The organism is Parvibaculum sedimenti (assembly GCF_009184905.1).
GTDB lineage: Bacteria > Pseudomonadota > Alphaproteobacteria > Parvibaculales > Parvibaculaceae > Parvibaculum > Parvibaculum sedimenti.
In genome coordinates this window covers 22,889-41,935 of sequence record NZ_WESC01000012.1, presented here as the reverse complement: position 1 = coordinate 41,935, position 19,047 = coordinate 22,889, and the positions used below count along the sequence as shown (strand labels likewise).

Annotated in this window: 18 protein-coding genes; 10 read left to right on the top strand and 8 right to left on the bottom strand. The window is 61.1% G+C overall.

Annotated elements, in window-relative coordinates:
* The first annotated feature begins 13 nt into the window (after nt 1–13).
* The gene (locus F2P47_RS13275) at nt 14–1,432 is read left to right on the top strand and encodes an FAD-binding oxidoreductase (protein WP_152216858.1); all 1,419 of its coding nucleotides are present in this window, start codon (nt 14–16) and stop codon (nt 1,430–1,432) included.
* A gap of 119 nt (nt 1,433–1,551) precedes the next feature.
* Here the strand turns inward: F2P47_RS13275 and F2P47_RS13270 are convergent, their stop codons facing one another.
* Nucleotides 1,552–2,139, bottom strand: a complete 588-nt coding sequence (locus tag F2P47_RS13270; protein WP_185681109.1) for a Spy/CpxP family protein refolding chaperone — start codon at nt 2,137–2,139, stop codon at nt 1,552–1,554.
* Between the two features lie 223 nt (nt 2,140–2,362).
* Here F2P47_RS13270 and F2P47_RS13265 point away from each other — a divergent pair, with 223 nt between their 5' ends.
* The 5 genes from F2P47_RS13265 to F2P47_RS13245 all read left to right on the top strand — a co-directional run bounded on the left by F2P47_RS13265 (nt 2,363) and on the right by F2P47_RS13245 (nt 8,392).
* Nucleotides 2,363–4,747, top strand: coding sequence for a xanthine dehydrogenase family protein molybdopterin-binding subunit (locus F2P47_RS13265; protein WP_246176893.1), 2,385 nt, complete (start codon nt 2,363–2,365; stop codon nt 4,745–4,747).
* A gap of 134 nt (nt 4,748–4,881) precedes the next feature.
* Entirely contained in the window at nt 4,882–5,526 is a 645-nt protein-coding gene (locus F2P47_RS13260) for a TetR/AcrR family transcriptional regulator (protein ID WP_185681108.1), read from the top strand.
* Between the two features lie 34 nt (nt 5,527–5,560).
* Complete coding sequence (locus tag F2P47_RS13255; protein ID WP_152216855.1) at nt 5,561–6,586, top strand: hypothetical protein; 1,026 nt, start codon at nt 5,561–5,563, stop codon at nt 6,584–6,586.
* A 36-nt stretch (nt 6,587–6,622) separates the two neighbouring features.
* Nucleotides 6,623–7,846, top strand: a complete 1,224-nt coding sequence (locus F2P47_RS13250) for an LLM class flavin-dependent oxidoreductase (protein ID WP_152216854.1) — start codon at nt 6,623–6,625, stop codon at nt 7,844–7,846.
* A 108-nt stretch (nt 7,847–7,954) separates the two neighbouring features.
* Nucleotides 7,955–8,392: a Rap1a/Tai family immunity protein gene (locus F2P47_RS13245; RefSeq protein WP_152216853.1), complete on the top strand. Its 438-nt coding sequence runs from the start codon at nt 7,955–7,957 to the stop codon at nt 8,390–8,392.
* A gap of 11 nt (nt 8,393–8,403) precedes the next feature.
* Here F2P47_RS13245 and F2P47_RS13240 read toward each other — a convergent pair whose 3' ends face one another.
* Genes F2P47_RS13240 through F2P47_RS13220 form a run of 5 tightly spaced genes read right to left on the bottom strand, consistent with a single transcriptional unit; the run spans nt 8,404 to nt 12,818 of the window.
* Entirely contained in the window at nt 8,404–9,858 is a 1,455-nt protein-coding gene (locus F2P47_RS13240; protein ID WP_152216852.1) for a nucleotidyltransferase family protein, read from the bottom strand.
* Entirely contained in the window at nt 9,851–10,552 is a 702-nt protein-coding gene (locus tag F2P47_RS13235) for a glycosyltransferase family A protein (protein WP_152216851.1), read from the bottom strand. Before F2P47_RS13235 ends, F2P47_RS13240 begins: the two co-directional genes overlap by 8 nt.
* Entirely contained in the window at nt 10,545–11,306 is a 762-nt protein-coding gene (locus F2P47_RS13230) for a glycosyltransferase family 2 protein (protein ID WP_152216850.1), read from the bottom strand. The genes F2P47_RS13235 and F2P47_RS13230 overlap by 8 nt, the downstream gene beginning before the upstream one ends.
* Nucleotides 11,303–12,361, bottom strand: coding sequence for a serine kinase (locus F2P47_RS13225; protein ID WP_152216849.1), 1,059 nt, complete (start codon nt 12,359–12,361; stop codon nt 11,303–11,305). Before F2P47_RS13225 ends, F2P47_RS13230 begins: the two co-directional genes overlap by 4 nt.
* 7 nt (nt 12,362–12,368) lie before the next feature.
* On the bottom strand, nt 12,369–12,818 hold the full coding sequence (locus F2P47_RS13220) for a PqqD family protein (RefSeq protein WP_152216848.1): 450 nt from the start codon (nt 12,816–12,818) through the stop codon (nt 12,369–12,371).
* A gap of 229 nt (nt 12,819–13,047) precedes the next feature.
* Between F2P47_RS13220 and F2P47_RS13215 the strand changes: the two genes are divergently transcribed.
* The gene (locus F2P47_RS13215; protein ID WP_152216847.1) at nt 13,048–13,452 is read left to right on the top strand and encodes a globin; all 405 of its coding nucleotides are present in this window, start codon (nt 13,048–13,050) and stop codon (nt 13,450–13,452) included.
* Nucleotides 13,453–13,466: 14 nt separating this feature from the next.
* Here F2P47_RS13215 and F2P47_RS13210 read toward each other — a convergent pair whose 3' ends face one another.
* Both F2P47_RS13210 and F2P47_RS13205 read right to left on the bottom strand, forming a co-directional pair.
* Nucleotides 13,467–14,585, bottom strand: a complete 1,119-nt coding sequence (locus tag F2P47_RS13210; protein ID WP_185681107.1) for a glycosyltransferase family 61 protein — start codon at nt 14,583–14,585, stop codon at nt 13,467–13,469.
* A 52-nt stretch (nt 14,586–14,637) separates the two neighbouring features.
* Nucleotides 14,638–15,603, bottom strand: coding sequence for a UDP-glucuronic acid decarboxylase family protein (locus tag F2P47_RS13205; protein ID WP_152216845.1), 966 nt, complete (start codon nt 15,601–15,603; stop codon nt 14,638–14,640).
* Between the two features lie 377 nt (nt 15,604–15,980).
* Here F2P47_RS13205 and F2P47_RS13200 point away from each other — a divergent pair, with 377 nt between their 5' ends.
* The 3 genes from F2P47_RS13200 to F2P47_RS13190 all read left to right on the top strand — a co-directional run bounded on the left by F2P47_RS13200 (nt 15,981) and on the right by F2P47_RS13190 (nt 18,969).
* Complete coding sequence (locus F2P47_RS13200) at nt 15,981–16,958, top strand: ABC transporter substrate-binding protein (RefSeq protein WP_246176890.1); 978 nt, start codon at nt 15,981–15,983, stop codon at nt 16,956–16,958.
* 89 nt (nt 16,959–17,047) lie between these two features.
* Nucleotides 17,048–18,013, top strand: a complete 966-nt coding sequence (locus F2P47_RS13195; RefSeq protein WP_152216844.1) for an isopenicillin N synthase family dioxygenase — start codon at nt 17,048–17,050, stop codon at nt 18,011–18,013.
* 596 nt (nt 18,014–18,609) lie between these two features.
* Complete coding sequence (locus F2P47_RS13190) at nt 18,610–18,969, top strand: hypothetical protein (protein WP_152216843.1); 360 nt, start codon at nt 18,610–18,612, stop codon at nt 18,967–18,969.
* Nucleotides 18,970–19,047: the final 78 nt, after the last annotated feature.

Genomic DNA, 19,047 nt, shown 5'->3' with positions numbered 1-19,047 from the left:
CGGGAGAACGCTCATGGCCGCATCGACGGACGACCTCATCGCGAAACTGAAAGCGGCGCTGCCGGTTGGCAGTGTGCTCGAAGGCGCAGAGGCAGCTGAGAAGGCGCAGGGCGGATGGAGCAGGCTCGGAAGTCCGCGCGCCGTGTTGCGTCCTGCTTCGACGGAAGAGGTTTCAAAAATCCTGAAGCTCGCCCATGCGGCGGGCGAGCCCATTGTGCCCTGGGGTGGCAAGACGGGGCTGGTCGAAGGAGGCGAGGCCGAAGGGCACCTCGTGCTTTCGCTCGATCGCATGAACCATATCGAGGAAATCGACGTCGCGGGCGGCACAGCGACGGTGCAGGCGGGTTGTATATTGCAGACGGTTTGCGACGCGGTGGAGGCCGAGGGCGCGCTCTTTCCGCTCGATCTCGGTGCGCGTGGCTCCGCCACCATCGGCGGCAATATATCGACCAATGCGGGCGGCAATCGCGTCATCCGTTACGGCATGATGCGCGACATGGTGCTTGGCATCGAAGCAGTACTGGCGGATGGCACGGTGATTTCCTCGCTCAACCATCTCATCAAGAACAATGCGGGCTATGACCTGAAGCAGCTCTTCATCGGCTCGGAGGGCACACTCGGCATCGTGACCCGCGCCGTGCTGCGGCTGCGCCCCAAGCCGCTGTCGCAGGACACGGGCTTCGTCGCGGTGGAGAGCTTCGAGCAGTTGCCGAAATTCCTGCGTCACATGGAGCGCGCGCTTGGTGGCACACTCTCGGCCTTCGAGGTGCTGTGGGAGGATTTCTACAAGCTGGTGACGACGGAGCCGGCCAAGGGCAAGCCGCTTCTCGACTATGGCCATCCTTACTATGTGCTCGTCGAGTCGATGGGCGGCGATCAGCAGGAAGATTCCGCGCGTTTCGAAAAGGCGCTGATGGCGGCACTCGAAGATGGACAAGTGTCCGATGCCGTGATTGCGAAAAATCAGGCCGAACGAAATCAGATGTGGGCGCTGCGCGACGATGTGGGGCAGGTAGCGCGCAACTGGCCGATCTTCACTTTCGACGTGAGCCTGAAGATCGCCGACATGCAGAGCTATATCGCGGAGGTGCGCGAGGAGCTCGCGGCGAAATGGCCCGCGCATTCGCTGATGGTTTTCGGCCATCTCGGCGACGGCAATCTTCATGTCATTCCGGGCAGCGTGCCCGAACACACGCCGGCCATTCGCAAAGAGGTCGAGGCGATCGTCTATGGTGCGCTTCGCAAGCGCGGTGGCTCGGTGTCCGCCGAGCATGGCATCGGCCTTGAAAAGCGGCCCTATCTCGGCTGGTCGCGCTCGCCGGAAGAAGTCGCCTTGATGCGGACGCTGAAGGCCGCACTCGATCCCAAGAGTATTCTCAATCCCGGCAAGGTGCTGGAGCCCACGGGCGCTCACGCCAAGGCGGCGGAATAGGCGGCCTCCGGGCACATGGAATCGCAGTCTGCAACCTGCCGAACTTGACGATGACGCCGCATAGCGCGGTCAAGATGTGTGAGACGAGCGGCGGGCATTCGCACCCGCCGCTCATCCCATTATTCGGCAGGCGGTGGTGGCGGCGGGGCGTCCGGGCCGTCATCGTCCATCATCATGCGCGAGCTGCCCTTGAGCATGCCCGGGCGCTCAGGCCGCGGTCCGTGCCCGAAGGGCGCGCGCATTTCGAATTCTCCATGCCGGTCGAGGATTTCCTTCTGGCTAGTGTCGAGCGACTGATAAAGCGTTTCAAGGGCAGGTTGGGAAGCCTTCATCGCGTCGAGCTTCAGCGTCAGCATTTTCACCATGAAGGCACGGCGTTCGATGATGGTGGGGGCGCCATCCTTGCCTTTCGTGGGAAATGGGCGTTCGGAGCAGGCCTGTTCTGCGGCCTTGGCGTTGGCCAGAGTGATGTCGCGCCATTTGTTCCAAGCGGGGAGTTGCGCCGCAGTGGGCTTCAGTCGCGCCTCCAGATAGGCCAGACCGCCCGCGATGCGGGCAGAGTGCTCGGAGCATCGCTCCTTTGCGAATTTCTGCATGTCGGCGGCAGCCGGGCGCGGTGGCTTCGTGTCTTCTGCGAAGGACGGCGCTGCGAAAAGCCCTACGAATAATAGGGCGGTGGCAGCCCCCGTCAGCAGTTTGTTTCTCATTTTTGAGTTCCTTATCAGGCGTTCCCCCTCAGCGATCAAACGACGGGTGGCGCGATATCCGTCGCCTTTTTTCGGAAACGCGCGTGTGTTTGCAGTGCGGACGCGCTTCATGGCAGACTGTTTGAAACCGCAACGAATCCGGATCGAGGCGAGGCGCGTCACTCGCAGCCTGCTTCTCCATCATCACAGAATTGAAACATGGACGCCGGGCGGATCCGCCCAATTGTCCGAAGCCATCCACAATGTTCCGCGAGGTGAGGTCGTCATGGTGAAGTTCGGCGTCGGTCAACCGATGAGGCGTGTCGAGGACGAACGGCTTGTCACGGGCAAGGGCAAGTACACGGACGACCTTTCCCTCGACGGGCAGGCCTATGCCTTCATGGTGCGTTCGCCTCATGCGCATGCCCGCATTCTCTCGATCGATACGGAAGACGCGAAGAACGCGCCCGGCGTGCTTGCGGTCTGGACGGGCGCGGATGCGGAGCGCGAAGGCCTCGGCATCGTTGCGAGCCCCGCGGCCGACATGCTGAAGAACGCGGATGGCACGCCGATCTTCAAGACGACGCGTCATCTCATCGCGCGTGACACGGTGCGTTATGCGGGCGACACGGTGGCGCTGATTGTCGCGGAAACGCTCAATCAGGCGCGCGATGCGGCGGATCTTCTGGTCATCGACTATGAGACGCTGCCCGCCGTGGCGGACACGGCAGGCGCACTCGCAGCTGACGCGCCAGTCGTCTGGCCGGAAGCGGGATCGAACCTCGCCTATGACTGGAGTTTCGGCGACGAGGCGGCGGTAGATGCCGCGCTGAAGCAGGCCACACATGTTACGCGCCTCAAGCTCATCAACAATCGCATTGTCGTCAATGCGATGGAGCCGCGCGCGGCGCTCGGAGTCTATGACGCGACGCGCGATCACTACACGCTCTACAGCCCGAGCCAGGGCGTGCATTCGATGAGGAACTTCATCGCGCAGTTCTCGCTGAAGATTCCGGTGGAGAAGCTCCGCGTCGTTACCGAGGATGTGGGCGGCGGCTTCGGCATGAAAACCTTCGTCTATCCGGAATATCCGCTGGTGCTTTTCGCCTCGAAGAAGCTCGGCCGCCCGGTGAAGTGGACGGGCGACCGCTCTGATGCCTTCCTCACCGATAGCCAGGGCCGCGACCATGTGACGGAAGCGTCGCTCGCGCTCGACAAGGACGGACATATTCTCGGCATTCAGGTCGATACCATCGCCAATCTCGGAGGCTATCAGAGCCAGTTCGGGCCGTTCATTCCCTCGCTTGCGCCGCGCAATATGCAGGTTGGCGTCTACAAGGTGCCGGCGCTCTATAACCGCGTACGGGCGGTCTACACCAACACCGTGCCGGTCGATGCCTATCGCGGCGCGGGCCGTCCTGAGGCTTCCTATCTCATCGAGCGCCTGATGGATCAGGCGGGACGCGAAACCGGCCTTGGCGCAGTGGAGATCAGGCGGCGCAATTTCATTCCGGCGGGCGAGATGCCTTATCACGGCGGCGCGTCGCTGCCCTTCGACTCGGGCGATTTCGAACGCAACCTCGATGACGCGCTGGCGAAGGCCGACGTGGCGGGCTTCGAGGCGCGGCGGGCCGCGTCAGCGAAAGAGGGCAAGATTCGCGGCCTCGGCCTCAGCTATTATGTCGAGCGTACGGCAGCGGGCATGTCGGACTATGCGCGCATCGCGCTCGACGGCGAGAATGGCATGGTCCATGTGTGGACGGGTCAGCAGACGAACGGGCAGGGGCACGAAACGGCCTGGACGCAGTTTCTCGCCAATCGCCTCGGCCTCGATGTTGAAAAGATCAAGGTGCATCTCGGCGACAGCGACGTGCTGCCGGGCGGCGCGGGCACGGGCGGATCTAAGGCGATCTATCTCGTCACCGGCGCCATTGGCGACGCTTCCGACAAGCTGATCGAGAAGGGCCGCGAAATCGCGGCGAATGAACTCGAAGCGGCGAAGGCGGACATCGAATATCGCGGAGGCGAAGGCGAGCCTGTCTTTGCGGTCGCGGGCACGGACCGCAAGATTGATCTCTTCGCGGTCGCGCGACTCGCCGAAGGTCAGGCCGATGTCGGCGAGCTTTCCGGCGACGGCGAATACAATCAGAAGGGGAATACCTTCCCCAATGGCGCCCATGTCTGCGAGGTCGAGATCGATCCGGAGACTGGCGTTTACAAAATCGTGCGCTTCACCGCCGTGGACGACTTCGGCCATATCCTCAACCCGCTTCTTGTGGCGGGGCAGGTGCATGGCGGCATCGTGCAGGGCCTCGGGCAGGCGATGGGCGAGCATGCCATCTTCGACAATGAGACCGGCCAGCTCATTACCGGCTCGCTCATGGATTATTGGCTGCCCCGTGCCGACGATGTTCCCTTCTTCGACATCAGCTATAACGAAATTCCCTCGACCTCGAATGCGCTGGGCGTGAAGGGTGCGGGCGAGGCGGGCACGGTCGGCGCACCTGCGGCTTTCATCAATGCGGTGATCGACGCACTGCGCCCCTTTGGCATCGAGAGCATCGACATGCCGGTGACGTCGCAGAAGCTCTGGGCGCTGATCAACGGAGTGCGCCGCGCCGCCGAGTGACGCTGGATTAGGGTCTGGACCCTAACATTTTTGTCAGTATGAGCAGATGTGCCGTTGACAATTTGTCATGCGGTGTCGAACATCTGTTCATGATGATGGAGGAACCAACGTCCAGGACGGGTAAGGCCACAGAGATGGCTGTCCTGGAGATCGAGGAAGATGCAGCCACCAGCGCTGGCGCTGGCGGTGCGCGTGGCGGCGTCTCTCGAAGAAAACTGGAAAGCCGGCGCAAGCTACTCGCAGCGGCGCGAAAGCTTTTCGTCGAGCGGGGATACCATGAGACCCGCCCGCAGGACATCTCTCGCGAGGCGGGAGTGGGCCACGGCACGTTCTATCTCCACTTCGAGGACAAGCTCGACTGCTTTCTCGCGTTCACCGATGAGGCGGCGGGGGAGCTTGAATATTTTCTCGCGCAACATGTTGTCGGCGTCGCTCGCTTCGAAGATGCCGTCCGCGAACTTCTGCGCGGCATTTTCGAATATTCGGCCGCGCATCCCGGCGTCATCGCCGCGGCGCTGACTGACGCCTCGGTGCTTTCGACGAGCGACATCGGCAAGAAGATGCCGATGACGCGCTGGGCCGAAGGCTGGGGCGTTCTCATCGAGAAATGGAAGGCGAGCGGAGATGTCTCGTCCGATGTGGATAGCAGGCTCGCCGGCCATCTCATCGTCGGCGCGATCAAGCAAGGTGGCGGGTACGCCGCACGTGAACGTCTCGATACGGAAAAGGTCATAGACGGCATGACGTTGCTTTTCGTCAGATCGTTGAAGAAACAATAAGGCCCGAATGGGCCGGCAAAGGGAGGAGAGGATAATGACGCAGCTCCAGTACACGTGGGCCGAGCTGATGGCGTCGCACGACTATGCGCGCCCACACGAGGAGGCAGGCTATCGCCTGCATGGCGGTTTTGACGCGAAGGGCGAATATATCTCGCCGCGCACGCTCAACCGCTGGCCTGCGGTGAAGGCGTGGGGCGCGCAGTTGACGGCGAGGGGCTGGCCGCTGATCGACGCGACGGTGGAGCTTCTGAAACGTGGGCACTATCCCAACATCGAGCAGCAGAAGCTGCTGCTGAAGAATGGCTATGGCGAGACCTTGTGGAACTCGCTCACGATTACGGGAATCGTCGAGGCGCGGGGACGCGCTCTTTGCGAGCTTCAGGCGCCGGATTTTCAACAGATCATTGTCGAGGACATTTCGAACATGTGCGTCGGGCACCTGCACAAGGGTCTGCTCTATGCACATGGCGTCGATGAAGGCGGCGATCCGAAAGACGAGACCATCGGCGCGCATGACCAGATGTGGTTTGCGGCCCGCGATCTCGTCTTCGGCAAGAACCGCTATCCGATTCCGGAAGTGCCTGACAATATTTCGAGGCCCGATATCGGCCGCCTGATGCCGCAGATTCCGGCGGGCTTCGAACAGCTCATTCTTTTGCTGATGAATGTGTTGATGATCGAGGTGCGCGCTGAAGCCGGGTTCAGCTTCAACTGCAATCTTCTGCGCGATCCGGGGACATTTCCCGACAAGCGCGCGGAGGCGGAACTTGCCGCCGAGATGATCGAGCGCATCCGCACGGACGAGGCGATCCACGTCGCCTATCTGCAGACCACGATATCAGAGATGCGCAGCCTCACTTTCAGGACGGTCGATGGCGGCACCATCGAGGGACGAAAGATGATCGACCCGATCTGGGAGGGCATGGTGCAGTGGCATTCTGTGACGCAGGCCGACTTCAGCCACGCCCAGACGCATGAAAGCATTTCGCGGAGGCTCGCGGACAAGCAGGGCCTTCTGAACGAATTCGAAACTCTGGCAGATCGGGCGCAAGCCGCCTGATCTCGCGAAGATAAAAACAATAACGGGGAGGATGATATGCGTTTCGGGATTTTCTACGAACATCAACTGCCGAGACCCTGGCATGAGGGCGACGAGCTGAAGCTCTTTCAGGATGCGCTCGATCAGGTGGAGCTTGCCGACAAGCTGGGCATCGACCACGCATGGGAAGTCGAGCACCACTTCCTGGAGGAGTATTCGCATTCCTCCGCGCCGGAGGTTTTTCTCGCGGCCTGTTCGCAACGCACCAAGAATATTCGCCTCGGCCACGGAATCACGCTGATGCCGCCGAACTACAATCATCCAGCCCGCGTCGCGGAACGCATCGCGACGCTCGATCTTGTTTCACGCGGCCGCGTGGAATGGGGCACGGGCGAAAGCTCCGCGCTGCTCGAACTCGGTGGCTTCAATGTGCCGGTGGGCGAGAAGCGCAGCCAGTGGCGCGAGGCAGTGGAGCAATGCGCCAACATGATGGCGATGGATCCCTATCCGGGCTATGAGGGCGAATATTTCTCCATGCCCTGCCGCAACGTGGTGCCGAAGCCCGTGCAGCGGCCGCATCCGCCGCTCTGGGTCGCTTGCTCCAATCGCGAGACGATCAAGCTGGCCGCGCGGCTCGGCATCGGTGCGCTCACCTTCGCCTTCGTCGATCCGTCGGAAGCGAAGCAATGGGTCGATGACTATTACCGCATCTTCAAGGAAGAGGCCGTTCCCATCGGCCATGCCTGCAATCCGAATGTCGCCATGGTGACGGGCTTCTCGCTCAATCAGGATGCCGCGGTGGCGAAGGCGCGCGGCATGGACGGCTTCCGCTTCTTCGGCTATGCGCTCGGCCATCACTATATATTCGGCGAGCACAAGCCAGGCCGCACGAATATCTGGGACGCCTTCGAGAAGGCGCGGCCCACGCTCCCGGAAGAGGGCGGCAATCGCGGCATCGGCACGCCGGACGATATGCGCAAGCATCTGCGCGGCTTCGCGGAGGCCGGCGTCGATCAGGTTGCCTTCATTCAGCAGGGAGGACGCAACCGGCATGAAGACATCTGCTCGTCGCTAGAGCTTTTTGCGAACGACGTCATGCCTGAGTTCAAGGAGTATGAGGCCGAACGGCAGAAGAAAAAGGCCGAGGAACTGGCGCCCTATATCGAGGCGGCGATGAAGCGCAAGAAGTTCATGAAGCCGCTTTCGGATGATGAGATCCCGAATGTCGTTGCGCTGGGGCGCCAGATCGCGGAAACGTCGAAAGTGGTGTCCGCTGACTAGGCGGGCCGAATTCTCAATGTGACAAAGCCGCGCCTCGAAAGCGGCGCGGTTTTTCCCTATGCTGCGATGTCGATCGTGATGATCGTCTCAGGAGGAGGAAAAAGTCGAATGAGAAAGTCAGTGCGTTTTGCGGTGCCTCTGCTCGCTGCTGTCGCTGCTGTCGCTGCCGCGTCGGCCGCCTGGGCCAATCCCGGTGCCGATATAAAGACCGGTGCCGATCTTGTCGCCGCCTGTAATGCGTCGGTTGACATGGATATGTCCGAAAAGGGGCAGATCTCCGCCACCGCCTGCAACCAGTTTCTGGCCGGCATGGTGGTTGCCGTCTACAACGCGACCGAGGCGGGCATGCCGACCAAGCTCCATCGCCTCGGGCCGAAGAAGGACGAAGAGGTCTGCTTCCGCCTCCCTGAAATGCTGAAATATCAGGAGTTCGCCGCGCTCGTTGTCGAATACAACAAGACGCATCCCGAACTTGCCGAACGTCCCGCCGCCGAGCTTGCGGGCCGGAGCCTCGCCGATAAATTTCCGTGCAAGGAAGTGAAGTGACGCGGCGCTGATCAAGCCCAGGCGAGATGTGCGATCTGGAACGGTACTGGCTTTGCTCGCAGGATCTGTTCCAGATTTGCCTTTGCCGGGATTTCCCCCTCTGACAGAGCCTCGATGGCGATGCGGGACGAAAGTTCGCTCGCATACGGCAGCGGCACAGAAAAGGTCATGCGCGTCGCGGGGGCGAGGCTTGCCGGGCGGGCGCCGAGACGTGCGACCGGCATGCCATCGACGGAGATGTCGAAGCGGAAGCGCCGCGCGACGCGGGGCCTCTCGAATTCGATTTCGACGACCAGGCGGCGTGGTCCATCCAATTCGGGTCCCCCGATACTGAACTCATGGCGCAGCCTCGGCTCGCGCATGTCCAATGTCTGGGCGATGGCGCCTTTGTCCGGTATCGGCCGGCGCGAACGGCGGATGCGTGGCACGACGCGCCGTTCGGGTTCGAAATCATCTTTCGGGCTTTCCGCGACGAGCCCGGCAAGGTGCCGCAATGGGGTGGTGGCTGCCGAACCCTTTGAGTGCGCAAAGAGCCCAAGCGTTTCTCCCAGTCTGGTGCGGCGCTGCTCTAATGCGTGGATGAGCTGTCGGCCATTGTCGAGCGGTACGAGTCTGTCGAGATAAAGCAGGCAGGCCAGGCAGGCCGCCACAGCGTCGAGCGCCGCCGTGCTTTCGACGACCTTCTCCAGATCGACCTCGCCATGCTTCAAAAGCGTGATGAGATCGAAGGCCCAGGCGGCGCTAAGTTGCCGTGCGGTCGCGGGGTGCATCGCATGCGCGGCCGTGAGCGCGATCATGTCGGCATGGCAGGGAACGAAGATAGCCCGGCCATGAAAGCGGGCGGGCACCGCCCGTGACCAGAGCGCGTCGAGCGCGGCGTCGCTGAGCCGGGGACTCGGCACGGGTTGGTGATGAACATCGATGTCGCCATGAAGGCCGCGACGAAGGTTGAGGCCCGAGCGGAAGCGCCATGAGCTCTGCGCATATTCACGCGAATCCCGTGAAGACCATTCGTCCGCATAGAGAAGCGCGATGGTGCGGGGATAGAGCGCGCGCGGAACGAGAATATCGAGATCGCCACTGATACGCGGGCCGCTTCCTGCGAGCCCTGCCGCCTGAAGCGCGCCGCCCTTGAGGAGCATGACCGGAATGGCGTTCGCGATCAGGACGTCGAGGGCCGCCGCCGACGCTCGCAACATGAGCTGCGAAGTCGTCCAATGGGCTTTGGCAAGGCCCTGCACGCGCGGGCGATAGGGGCAGTCGGGCGCGATGGCGGGAAGGCGCGAGGCAATGGGGGTGAGAAGCTTGTGCTCCTCCCACGTCACATCGTCGAGATCGTGATGTGCCTTCCACTGCTCCCAGCATCTGGCCGCTTCCGCCTCGGGCAGGAGTGAAACCTTCAAAAGAAGGTCGAGATCGCCTTGCGGCCATGATTGGCGCATGAGAAGCCGGGCAAGACTACTCATCGCGCCGCGCCGGAGAGGGCTGTGGTACGGCAGCCGCCCGCTTGCGTTCCAGCGCGCGCTTCACGGTAAGGAGATAGCCGCGATCCTTCTCCATATCGCGGCCATAGGACAGGCTTCCCGGCCTTATGCGCCGCATCGACAGCACTTCGTTCATCAATTCGAAGGCGTAGCCTTTTTCGCGGCCACGGGCGATCCAGTCGACCATGTCACCGCGCGCGCCCGGCGGGTCGATGACCTCGCCGATGGCCTTTGCCGCTTTCGTGCGCATCATCAGCGTGGTGCGTCCCCACAATTCACGAACCGGGCCGAGTTGCGGCGAGCCTGTGGGGCCTCTGAATATCTGAGCCTGGGCGACCAGCGCGGCGATCTCTGTGCGCTCAGAGAGCCGGGCAAGCTGGCGCTCCGCCTTGTGAGGAAGCCAGAGGTCGTCGGAGTCGAGAAAGCTGATGAACGGCGTCGTTACTTCCGCGATGCCGGCTGTGGTGGCGGCGCCGCAGCCCTGGTTCATTTGCCGGATCACGACGACGCGAGCGTCCAGCGCTTTGGCGCGCAGGCCTGTGTCGTCAATGGAGCCGTCGTCCACGACGATGACCCGCTCGGGCGGCACGCTTTGCGTCAGGATCGAATGCAGCGCCTCTTCGATGGTCTCCGCCGCATTATAGGCGGGAATGACAACGCTGTAGGCCTCATGCATTCCTGAAAGCCTCCTCGGCCGATCCACGTCGCTTGAAAAGGTCACCGATTTCCATCGATCCACCGCCTGCGCGCCGCCGATTGAGAGATTTGCGCAGAGCATCGACGAATCCGCGCCGCACTTGCGCTGTGTCATTGGTCATGTTGGCAAAGTGGCGCCGATAGAACACGGCAACAACCGTCTCAAGGAGATATGGTGTCTGCGCCTCAAGCAGGCGCATGAAGAAGTCGGTGTCCTCGCCCTGCGGCATTTCCTCGTCGAAGCCTCCGAACCTGTCGAAGACCGAGCGGCGGAAAAGTGCCGCGGCGAGTTGAACGCCGGTGACTGTCACCGTTTTCGATCCCTCGATGATCCTGCTCGTCTCCTCGTCGATCTCCTCGAAGAATTGCACGAGCCCGATGATGAATTCGAGGTCTGGATTATCTTTGAGAAGCTGGAGCTGTCGCCAGATCCTGTCCGGAGCGCAGTGATCGTCCGCATCGAGAAAGGTGATGTAGCGGCTCTCGGGCGAGACGGCGGCAAGGCCCGCATTGCGCGCCCGTGAGACGCCCGCCTTGGGACCATTGATGATCCTGATACAGGGATGAGTGGCGGCGATTTTCTCCACTATTGCGGCGGTGTCATCGGTCGAACCGTCATCGACCACGATGATGTCGAGATCGACCCCCGGCTCGCGCAGCAGGGAACGCAGCGCGGGACCGATGAAGCGGCCGGCATTAAGCGCGGGCATGATGACGCTGATCTTGTCTGTCATTCCGGCAATTCTTCGATGAAGTGCTTGATGGTTCCAGCGATATCTTCGGCATCTTCCGACAGAAACAATTCATAGCAGGGAAGGTGGCGGCAGAGCCTCGCCGCAAACTGGATACCTTGCGTCTCATCGTCGGGAAGCTGGAACACGCTCGATGGCGCGAAGGCGCGCATGGCGGCACCTGCGGAAACCGGGCGGAGTTCGCTGCGTGCCGCATGGGCGACCCTCGGCAACAGCAGCGCCTTGATCGCCAGCCGGTCGACAAATGGCGAGCGGTGCAAGAAGGGGGCGTGGATCTCGTATTTGCCTTGCCAGTTGAGTGCTCCGAAGCGCGACGCGGCGACGGGGCCGAGGGCGCGGGCGACGCCCGCCGGGTCCTGCTTCAGAATGCGGTATAGCGGGTAAGCGGAAGCGCCATCGCCATCGCCTTGGGTAAGGAGGCAGTAATCGTCGCCGACGGTCGTGAGGCCACCTGCGATACCGGCGAGTGTGGTGCCCGACTTGCCGGAGCCGCCCGCGCCGGAGAGCAGGACGCCCTTGCCATCGTGCCCAAGTGTTGCGGCATGGCAGAGCCGCGCGCCATTCATGGCAACAGCCCAGTGAAGGAAGACGCGAAGAGGGCCGCCCGTTTCCCAGTCCGGCGTTGCACCGGGTTCGCGGATCATCTGGACGCCGGTCCGTGCGGCAGGCGAGAAGAACTGCCAGACCCGCGGATCGTGCAGATAGGCGCCGTGAAGGCCCGCCGAGGCGAGCGCCTCATTGAAGGCCGCGCGGTCGAAGACATCTTCGCCCCAGCGGGCGGGAGCCGGGGAGCCGGTCGATTGCGCATCAATGAGGAACAGGGTGATCTCTACAGCACCTTCGCCCGCTGGCGTCTGCGCGATGTTGCGGGCGCAGAGATCAGCATAGGCGGGATCGCTGAACCATGCGTCGATGCTGAGGCCGAATATGCTGAGCTTGCGCAAATGCAGCGACGAGCGCGGCAGGTTTGCCGTGCGGCCGATGAGGTCCTGCGCGAATAGGGGAAGGTTCGCGATATCGATGCGGACGGCGGGCATTGGAGGCTCAGGCTGTGGGCGCCGGGTCCCGCTTCACAGGCCAGCCCATATCCTCATCGACATCGTGAATCGGGTCGGCAAGGATAAGTTCGGCCATATCGTCGAAGGCCTCCATTGGCGGCACGTCTTCGCCGGCAAGCAATGCTGCCGCTGCACTTGCCGCTCCGGTTGGGCTCGCGCGGTCCTCCGAATCGCTCAGAGGACGGATGAGCCCTTCGGCGATCATGCTGGCGACCAGCACAGAAACGGCCTCTCCGAGAGAGGCGCGGGCGGCTACCGCATAGTCGATCAGGTCCTGAGGTTTGTGGCCCCGGGCGAGATCGCGCCAGATATCGGCCGAAACGCCCAGAAGGCTGAAATAACGCCCATTTCCCAGGTTCAAGACCACGACCTCACCACCAAAATCCTCGGCCACGACGTCGGGTGTGGATACTTCGTAGACAGCCTTAAAATGCATAAGTCAAAGTCCTTGTATTCGTCTCCGTCCCCCCTGCGGAGGGCACCAGACGTCGCCTCGCGAACGATAATGACTATTCACGAAGGCCGCGCTTAAACCTGCCGCAAAACTTTCACAGACGCCATTCCCCACATAAGAAAATTTTCGGCTTTGCCAAGGCTGCAGCACAAGATGTTCATGGCCGGACCAAACGTCTATTCTTCAAGGTACGGACCCAGGGAGGACGACAATGAATTTGGTACTGGAGAGTCTTGAAAAAGTAGCCGAGCGTATCGGCGATCCCACCCCGCTCGTTTATCAACGGCTCTTCGCCCGCCATCCGGAGATGCAGGTGCTCTTCGTGCGCGATTCCAACGACCTCGTGAAGGGCGAAATGCTTGCGCAGGTCATAGAATGTCTGGTGGATTTCACTGGCGACCGGCGCTATGCGGCCAATATGATCCCGAGCGAGCTGCGCAATCACGAAAATCTCGGCGTACCGCCCGCCGTCTTCGCCACCTTCTTTGGCACCGTCATGGAAACCTTCCGGGAGGTTCTGGGCGATGAATGGACGCCCGAGATGGACAATGCCTGGCGACACTTGCTGGCGGGGCTCGACAATCTGATCGGGGAGTTGGCGGCAGCCCACGCGTGATCTTCAGTGTGCAATCAACCGGCCTGCTTCGCGACGCCGTCGTAGGTCGAATGTTCCCAGGCGATTGCCTCGTTCACGGCTTCCATGACCGATTCGATGTCCGCATGGGCATTGGCCGTCTGTTCCCAGGTGGCCTCGGCTCGGTTCAGCGTGGCGCGATAGAAATAGTCGCAGAGCCTCGCGATCTGGAAGAAGTGGTGGTGCGTCAGTTTGGTGTCGTTGATCATCTCGACAAGCGCCATCGGAGCGCCTGTGCGGAAGAGGATATTGGCCAGGCCCGCACCGTGCGGCCCAACGACAATGCTCGCGCGTGAGAAAAGATCGATCTGAGCCGAAAGCGGGGTTGTGCCGGGATCAACCACCTGAAAGCCGAGCGGCTCCAGCCGGGCGACGAGTTCCTGCTCGTTGAGGATCTGCCTGATCGTGCCAGCCTGTGTATTCCGCGATACATAGATGCGGAGCCGAGCCTGAGGATCTGGGCAAGCGCCAAAGCGCTTCGCGGGGAAGCCAAGCTGGCGCTGCGAATGACGGTCGGGCCTTACAACATAAAAGCGTCTGGCCTCAATGACCTCGTCCTCTTCCTGAACAATGATGGGGCGGTCGCCGAACAGTCCAAGCGCGACGGCTTGCTTGAAGAAGGATCGCTCCGTGAGGCCTTTGGGGACGATCGCCGGAATAGTCGGCGACAGTCCGGCGCGTTCTATGAGCTCCACCTTCGCCACGAACTCATAGAGGAAGTGATAGTAGCCATCTGCCCAAAGCGTCGTCAGCACGATCGCTTCGTCGATGTGCCGTCGCTTCCTGCGAAACGTGGCGTAGTATTTCGTCGCGGGAAGGAATTTCGTGTAGATGTCGTCCGTCGACCGATAGATCGGACGCAGGCCGGAATAGATGAGTCCGGTCGCATATTCCAGCCGTAGCTTGCCCGTGAAGAGCCGCACCCAGCCGTTCATCCGCTCATGTCGGAATTTGATCGGCCTTTTGTCGAAGGGAGGACGGTCATAATCGGGATAGGCCGGGCCGTATTCGTCGGTCGCGCCGAAGATGGTCTCCGCAAAGCGTTCGGCAGAGGGAAGCAGATGAAATCGGGCGAGCTTGCGCTGCCAGCGGACGGTGAGATTCAGTCTGGGCATGGTAGCGCGGCTCCAGCGTGGGGGCGGCAGCAGGGGGTGGTGGCCGTAACTCCTACTCCGGTCGTGGGACGACATTCGGATTTAGAAGCAGCTCTTCGAAATAGGCGATCGTTTTCGTCAGTCCCTCGCGCAGTTCGATCTTTGGCTCCCAGCCGAGCTCGGCCCTGGCGCGCGTGATATCGGGCTGGCGCTGCTTCGGATCGTCCGAGGGCAAATCCTTGAAGCGGATTTGCGACTTCGAGCCGGTGATTTCGATGACCATGCGGGCGAGGTCGAGAATCGTGAACTCGACGGGATTGCCAATATTGATCGGACCCGTCACCTCGGGCGGCGTGGCCATCATCCGGATCATGGCTTCGACGATTTCGTCGACGTAGCAGAAAGATCGGCTCTGACTTCCATCGCCATAGATGGTGATGTCCTCGCCCTTCAGCGCCTGAACTACAAAGTTCGATACGACGCGCCCGTCATTCGGATGCATCCGGGGGCCATAGGTATTGAAGATGCGGACGACCTTCGCGGGCAATTGGTGCTGGCGAATATAGTCAAAGAAAAGCGTCTCGGCGCAGCGCTTGCCCTCGTCATAGCAGGCGCGAATGCCGACGGGGTTCACATTGCCCCAATATTCCTCCCGTTGCGGATGCTCGACCGGGTCGCCATAGACTTCCGAGGTCGATGCCTGCAGCACCTTGGCTTTCAGGCGCTTGGCGAGACCGAGCATGTTGATCGCGCCCATCACGCTGGTCTTGGTCGTCTGCACCGGATCGAACTGGTAGTGGATGGGCGAAGCGGGGCAGGCGAGGTTGTAGATCTCGTCCACCTCGACATAGAGCGGGAAGGTGATGTCGTGCCTGAGGATTTCGAACGGCTTCCGATCGAGGAGATGCGAGACATTGCGCCTGGTGCCGGTGAAGAAATTATCGACGCACAGCACTTCATTACCGGCATCCAGCAGGCGCTCGCAGAGATGAGACCCGAGAAACCCCGCGCCACCCGTCACCAGTATCCGCTTCAACATTAAATTCCGCTCTTTATTGTTCCGTTCGGCCTGGGCCTGATCGCTGTCGGGGCCCTGAGGTCCTTGGGTTTAAAACGCCCACAATTGGCGATGTCATGCGAGGCGCGGGCGGAGGTCAAGCCCCGGGGCGCCGTTTCAACTTGGGCTCTGCCAAATCCGGATGCAATCTGCCTTTAGAGCGCAATATCGGGCGGCGCGCGATATTGCGGCAAGACGGCCTCCTCATGTCTTGCACGCCGAAAATCCTCAGCTTTTCAGCATCTTTTGGCCCGGCGGCGGCGCTCTGCGGCACGGCACATGAATTGCAATTCATATTCTCCGTATACATGTTCCGTATTTTTGCCTGCTTTGCGGGCAATTTTGGTGAGGGCGAAAAAGTGAGGCGTATTTCCATGACGCGGGCGGCGCGATTCGCCGTGCCGCTGCTGATCGGGCTGGCGAGTGCTTCAACGGGCGAGGCTGCCGAGAAACTCTCCTATGGTCTGAGCTGGCTGCCCCAGGCTGAGCATTGCGGCTTCTATCAGGCGAAGGCCAATGGCCTCTATGCCGCCAAGGGGCTGGACGTCGACCTCATTCCCGGCGGCCCCGAGACGAACATGTCGCTGCTGCTGGCGACCGGTCGGATCGACATGGCAATGAGCAGCACGCTTGGCCAGCTCAAGATGACCGCCGAGAAGATTCCCGCTGTGACGGTCGCAGCCTATTTCCAGAAAGATCCGCAGACGCTCGTTGCGCATCCCGACCCGAAGGTAAAAGACCTCTCCGATCTCAAGGGCAGGCCGATGCTCATCGGCACCTATTCGCGTCAGGAGTTCTGGCAGTGGGTGAAAGCGAAATACGGCTTCTCCGACGAGCAGCTCCGTCCCTACACCTATAGCGCCGCGCCCTTCCTCGCGGACAAGACGGCGGTGCAGCAGGGCTATGTCACCAATGATGGTTTCATGCTCAGCAAGCCTCTCGGCGCCGAGCCCAAGATATTCCTGCTCGCCGACTACGGGTATCTGAACTACCAGACGACCGTTCAGACGCTCGCAAAGACCGTCGATGAGAAGCCGCAGATCATCAAGGCGTTCCTCGAGGCTTCTTCGGAAGGTTGGAAGCAGTGCCTCGCGGGCGACTATGCCGCCGCCGAAGCTGCTGTGATGAAGGCCAATCCGGACCAGAGCAAGGAACTCTTCGAGTATTCGATCAATGAAATGGTCAAGCGCAAGATCGTGACCGGCGAGGAGGGGTTGCCGCTCGGCGCGATGACTGACGCGCGTTGGAAGAGTTTCACTGAAACGATGGCGGCCGCAGGAGTCCTGCCCAAGGACATCGACTACAAATCCGCCTACACGCTGAAGTTCATTCAATAGGGGGCGGGGGCCCCTGTGAGTCCGGCGCGGCGGTGCGGCGATGCGTCGGACTCACACTGTCATTCCGAAACGTAACGAGAGCGACGACCATGCTTGCCGATATTCCCGTTGTGGATCTCGCGGACTTCCGTTCCGGTGACCGCGAGAAGCGCGCCGCCGTTGCGCGGAGCTTTGACAAGGCGCTCGAAGAGGCCGGCTTCGTCACGGTGACGAACCACGGCGTTGCCGACGAAACGACAGGCACCCTTTATCGGCTCACCAAAAATTTCTTTGCCCTACCGGAAGACGTCAAACGCGGCTATGTCCTTCAGTCAGATGCGAAGACGAAGGGCTACATACCGATCGGTGACGAAGCCGTGGCATTGACGCTGGACGCGAAGGCCGCGCCGGATCTCTGCGAAGCGTTGGTCTTCCCCAATCCGCAAATGCCCAACAACAGACCCGATGGTCCGGAAAAGCAGTTCTGGCCGGCTGAGCCCGCGGGGCTCGCTCCGGCGGTTCTCGACTATTTTAATGCGTGTACAGCGCTGTCCGGCGATCTCTACCGTCTTTCGGCGCTCGCGCTCGACCTGCCTGAAGATTACTTCGTGCCCTTCTTCAACGAAGGGTCGTTTGTTCTCCGGCTGGTGCAATATCCAGATCAGATCGTGCCGCCGCTGCCGGGCCAGCTTCGCTATGGCGCGCATCACGATTACGGCGGCTTCACCATCCTGCGTCAGGACGATGCGCCCGGTGGGTTACAGGTCTTCGATCGCTCAGGCCAATGGCGCGACGTTCCCAACGAGCCGAAGTCGTTCGTCATCAATGTCGGCGATTTGCTCGCGCGCTGGACCAATGACCGTTGGCGCTCGACGCTTCATCGGGTGGTCAATCCGGGGCGCGAGCTCACGGGCTCGACCGAGCGTCTTTCCATGGTCCTATTCACTGGCCCCAATGCCGACGCGGAGATCCTTCCCCTGCCGACCTGCTGCACGGCGGAGCATCCGTCGCAATACCCGCCGGTGACGGCGGGTGCCTATATCCGTGGAAAGATCGCCGCGTCGCATCAGGTCTGAAAACGTAGAATCCGCCTCATCATCAGGCACCATCATCCTTCAGCACACTCAGCCCGAGAACTCGCTGGAATATCGCGGGATCAATCTCCAATACAGCGTGAGAGATCAGGCCTGTGCATCTGCCTCCAGTGTGGCTGCGAGGGCTATGGGATCAATCCGGAAAACTTGATTGATCCCGCTCGTGATTGAGATGGCTGGCACGTGCAGCATCGTCGCTATGCGTCGGAAGGCGAGAAAGGAGAGGCCGAGAATTTCTTCCTCATCCGCCACGAGCCGCGCAGGTTGCAGGAAATCATAATTCAAGAAGATCAAGTACCAGTTGGTATACCGCGTAAGGTCAAGTCCAATGACCGTCCACAGACCTTATTCATGTGGGCTTGCGGAAGTGGGATCGCAATGAGCTGTCTGTCCAATGTAGGCGTCCCAAGTCAATCACTCGGCGTGTCGGAATGCGCTGCATATGAGTAGATTCCGACTCTGTCCGCCTCGACCTGATGAGGCCTATCATTCATTCATTGGATCGGGGAGCCACGAAGGTTCCCACGACTTCCGGGACTTGATGATCAACTCTGACGACGCAAGTGTTGGCGCGGAGAATGGCGGCGTTTATCACGATATCGCGGGGAGTTGATGCAGAGCCGCTGGAGACACAATCCATCATGAAATCAGACGCCGTTTGGAACAGTCAACGTGCGGCAGTATCTGGGGCGATCCTTGGAGCGGCATATGCACTCTGGATATGCAATCTCGCCAACATCATCACCCTGCCGCTGATCGCAGTCGTTTTTCTGGCGATCGTCACCAGTGCAGCTTGCGGTGCGGCGCTTCTGGGCGGCTTTGCAAGATTTCTCAACTACGCGAATTTGGTCGATCGTCGCAAGGCCTTGCGTTTGGCGCCGAGTGTCCCTCCGGAAAGAGAGCGTTCCACGCAAGCACCGATAGCTGACATTTTCTGAGTTGCCATTTTTCTCTTTCCTGAAATGACGGCGGGTTCATATTCGCCGCTCATGCCGCCGGTCGCTTCCCCCGAGCCC